This window comes from Emticicia sp. (assembly GCF_043780375.1).
Taxonomy (GTDB): domain Bacteria; phylum Bacteroidota; class Bacteroidia; order Cytophagales; family Spirosomataceae; genus Emticicia.
The window spans coordinates 1-4,310 of the sequence record NZ_JAYWCU010000279.1 but is presented as its reverse complement, the minus strand read 5'-3'; the positions used below and the strand labels follow the sequence as shown (position 1 = coordinate 4,310).

Sequence of the window (4,310 nt, the reverse complement as noted above, 5' to 3'; positions counted from 1 at the left end):
TCCAAATTACTATATTGGGTTGCAGTTTTCTAACCAATTTGTAAGTATTTTGCCAGTCGTAATAGGTTTTAGCGTCGATTTTGCGGGTTTCATTCGCTCCGCCATAATAGCCTGAACCACCATTGGCACCGTCAAACCAAACCTCAAAAATTTCACCATAATTGGTTAGTAATTCTGTCAATTGGTTTCTAAAATAGGTGATGTATTCAGGTTTGCCATAATCGGGGTGATTTCTGTCCCACGGCGACAAATAAACGCCGAATTTTAACCCAAATTCTTTACAGGCATCGGACATTTCTTTTACAATATCGCCTTTGCCATTTTTCCACGGTACTTTTTCAACAGAATAATCGGTGTATTTTGAAGGCCACAAACAAAAGCCACTATGGTGCTTGGCTGTGAAAATAATGCCTTTCATGCCTGCTTCTTTGCAGATTCTTGCCCATTGCCTGCAATCTAATTTTTCGGGGTTAAAAATCTTTGGGTCTTCGTTGCCAAACCCCCAAGCCATGTCCGTGTAGGTATTGATAGAAAAGTGAACGAAAGCATAATATTCCATCTGCTGCCAACGCAATTGATTTTCCGTCGGAATTGGACCAAATGGTTTTGGTGGTGTATTTTGATCCTCCGCATTGCTCAGAAATAAGCAAAAAAATATCAACTTTAATATCGCACTTTTCATATCAAAAAAATAATGTTATTTTCAATCTCTTTAATTAATCATCTTTGACAACATTCTGGCAAAATAATTCTCTTTTAGAGCTAAGGTTTTGTTGAAATTTTATCTGAAACTCGGAAATAATCAAAATCAGCAAAGCCGCCTACATTTTTTGTGGCATAATTGAAAAGCCCAAATCTGTATCCCATAAAATGTGGAATAGTGTAAGGCATTTTTAAGGTTTCGCCAATGTTTGTCCATTTTTTGCCATCAAGGCTGTAAAAGAAAGTGGCCAAATCTTTTCTATCCGTAAAATCGCACTCAATTTTAAAATATACTTTATTCTGCTCTAATGGTATTTTTTGAATTTCCACGGGCTTTCCTGCGTTGGCACTCACCATCAGAATTGTCTTTTTCCCGTTTTCTATTTTTACGCCTATTTGTCCAAAGTGTTTCTGCAAAACACTTAATCCTGCATAATCACCATCTTTCATATTGCCAACATCCAACATTATTGAGCCCGAACAAGTAGGTCCAAAAGTGCGTTGCGTTAGAGTATTGCGGGCTTGGGTAAAATTAGTATCAATTCTACCCGTTTTTAAGCGTAAAAAACCTTTTCGCTCCAAAACTGACCAAAGCGAATTATCTGGATTATGATTCCATTGCCAAACTAAGGGCAGCTTCGATTCTTCTTTTTTTCGAGAAAATTCATCAGAATTTACAAGGTTTGGTATCAAACTTTTATTGGCTGGAAGATTTAAGCTCATTGGTACTTTGCCGTTTTCGCCCAAAGTTGGCCAACCGTTTTTCCATTCGACAGGTACTAAATATGGAATCCTACCTACGCCGCCATTGTCACGAAAAAGGTAAGCAAACCAACGCCCATCGGGTGTGTCAATCAATCCACCTTGTGCCACTCCTAAATCTTGTAAAGCCACTTTTCCTTCCCACGGTCCAGTTATTTTATCAGCTCGGTGGATAATCACGGTTCGCATTCCACCACGTGGCCAACATATATTAAAAAGGTAATATTTGCCATCTTTTTTGAAAAGCTGTGAGCCTTCTGCCCCCAACATGATGTTTGTTCCTGCTGGGGCAGACGCATTCTCAATCAAAAATTTTTCGTCAATTCCTTCGACTGGTCCAGATAAATCAGATTTTAATTCCAAAATTTTGAGTTTACCAGCACCGTAAATCATATACACTTTGCCATCATCATCAAAAAAAATTGTGTGGTCGTGGTAGGCTGGTTTAAATGATTTTTCATGCCATGATCCTTTGCTATTTTTAGAAGTAAAAATATGTGTTTTGCCCGATGTGGCGGCAAAAGTGCTGACCATAAATTCGCCATTATGATAGCGAATACAACTCGCCCAAGAACCTCGACCGTAGGTATTTTGACCATTATTGAGGTTCATGGCGTCGTTTTCTACCAATCTATCATAGCAATAACTTTCGAGTTGCCAGTTTACCAAATCTTTTGAACTCATTATTGGCAAACCTGGACTCATGTGCATGGTGGTGCTACTCATATAATAGGTATTACCCACCCGTATCATCGACAAATCAGGCACGTCGGCATATATGATGGGATTAACAGCCTTCTGCTTTTGGGCGAAGTTTTCTTTTCCCAAAAACAGACAGAGAAACATTATAATACCCAATAATTTACTTTTCATTTTTTGAAAAATCTTTTCAGATATGGTTATAAATACCATTAGTTATGAAAGAAATAGCTATAATAGCAATTATCAAATTACTTCAAAACTGCATCATTGCCACTGTATTTCAAATACTTAAATGTTGCGTCATTGTCAGATTTTTCGCCATTTGAAGTGGCGTACATCGCATATACACAGCCCACAAAACCACCAGAAAACTTTGTAGAAAGGTGTTTTCCATCTTGGTTTTGGGCCAAAAACATGAAACTTTTGCCATTTTCTGATATTTCAAAATCGCATTTATCACCTTTTGTGGCTATCCGCAAAACTAATTTTCCGTTGCCGACGGGTAGGCTATTTATCAATTCTACCTCCTTTTTACGATGAACACTCTTGTATAATTCAACCTGTGTTTTACCGTCTTTTATAGATTTTGCCAAAAAATAAAAATGGCTTTCGTCTTGATAAATCACTAAACCAGCCTTCTCTTTTTCAGATTTCGGTGAAAAGTTAAGTTCTGTTTCTGCCGAGCTGGTTAAATGTTGCTGGCGTTTACCAACAAATGAAGGATTGCCGAGTTCTGAAATGGTCTCAGGTTTTAGTTTAAGGTTGAGTCCTTTTTTGGAAGTTTTGAATGAACTACTATCAACCGTTCGCAAGTGCATTAGTGAAAGGTCGAGACCTTTGTCGAACTTCATGGTGTATGTAAAATTGCCGTTTTGTGGCAAAGCCCCTTTTTGTTTTACTTCTTTAATATTGGTTTTATATTTATATTCAATCACTTTTTCGCCGTGTTCAATCATCGGCCAATCATTTACCCACGTAAGCGGAGCAATAAACATTTCACGACCAGTATTATAATAATCACCTTCGTAAGGGCGAACGGCTAAGAAAATCGAATACCAATTGCCATCGGGGCCTTCGATAAATTGGGCATGTCCCGCTGAAGTAATCGGATTTGGGCGGTCGGCAGGCAAACCTCTTTGTGTCAATATAGGATTGCCTTCAAACGGCACATAAGGACCCCAAATATCTTTGCTACGCAAGGCCACTTGTGAGTGATTGACCGAAGTTCCACCCTCGGCACAATATAAAATATACCAATCGTTACGTTTCAAAATGTGTGGACCTTCAATCCAAACTGGTTTTTTGCTAATATCCACCCCGCCGTTAATCAATTGTTTTTGCTCTCCGATAGTTTTTAGGTTTTTGTAATCAAACTCGTACATTCGTACTGTTCGATGACCAGAGTAAAGTGGTTTATTATCAGGAGCATCACTGTTGTAAACCACATAGGCTTTATCGGTTGCTTCATCAAAATAAATAGAAGGGTCGATGCCTCGTACTTGGCTCATTTTTACTGGGTCGCTCCACGGGCCGGCTGGATTAGTAGCAGTTACCACAAAGTTGCCATCGTGGTCAATATCGGTACAAGTAACGTAGTATATGCCCTTATAATAAGTAATAGCAGGAGCAAAAAGCCCACGGCTCATACGCTCGCCCATGAAATCCATCTGTGATGGTCGGGTGATTACGTTGCCAATTTGTTTCCAGTTTTTCAAATCACGGCTGTTCATAATGGGCAAACCTGGGAAATATGAAAAAGTAGAATGAACTGAATAATAATCTGCTCCTACTTTTACGATACTTGGATCGGGATAAAAACCAGTCAGTATCGGATTTGGAATCGTAATTGACTGAGCAAATGAGAAATTTAAGCCAAAAATGGTTAAAAAAACTACCAAAAATTGCTTTGTTTTTGATGAAAACGTATTCATGAGTTATTTGAAATTATTTTTTGAGTTTTAAAAATGAGTTTATCACAAGCTATTTTTGAACCAATCACCGGAATAATGTTAACATTTTGTCAGCGTATCGCTTACCAAGTATTCTGTAACCTTGGGCACTAAAATGCAGATTATCAGCAACATCTGGACAGCCAGCCGACGAAATTACGTGGGCATTCGGTATCATTTGTGGCAAAGTAGCAA

At 38.4% G+C, this 4,310-nt stretch carries 4 protein-coding genes; all 4 read right to left on the bottom strand.

All coding sequences use genetic code 11. The annotated features are described in order from the left end of the window. Positions 1-682: alpha-L-fucosidase (locus ACH2CJ_RS20440; RefSeq protein WP_394996029.1), on the bottom strand; the 682-nt coding region annotated here is incomplete at its 3' end. Positions 683-762: 80 nt separating this feature from the next. Beyond that, positions 763-2,337 (bottom strand): glycoside hydrolase 43 family protein, encoded by a 1,575-nt coding sequence (locus ACH2CJ_RS20435; protein WP_394996027.1) that lies wholly within the window; start codon positions 2,335-2,337, stop codon positions 763-765. A 77-nt stretch (positions 2,338-2,414) separates the two neighbouring features. After that, the gene (locus ACH2CJ_RS20430) at positions 2,415-4,097 is read right to left on the bottom strand and encodes a glycoside hydrolase family 43 protein (protein WP_394996024.1); all 1,683 of its coding nucleotides are present in this window, start codon (positions 4,095-4,097) and stop codon (positions 2,415-2,417) included. A 64-nt stretch (positions 4,098-4,161) separates the two neighbouring features. Next, positions 4,162-4,310, bottom strand: a 149-nt coding sequence (locus ACH2CJ_RS20425) for a sialate O-acetylesterase (protein WP_394996031.1), incomplete at its 5' end; no start/stop codon positions are given.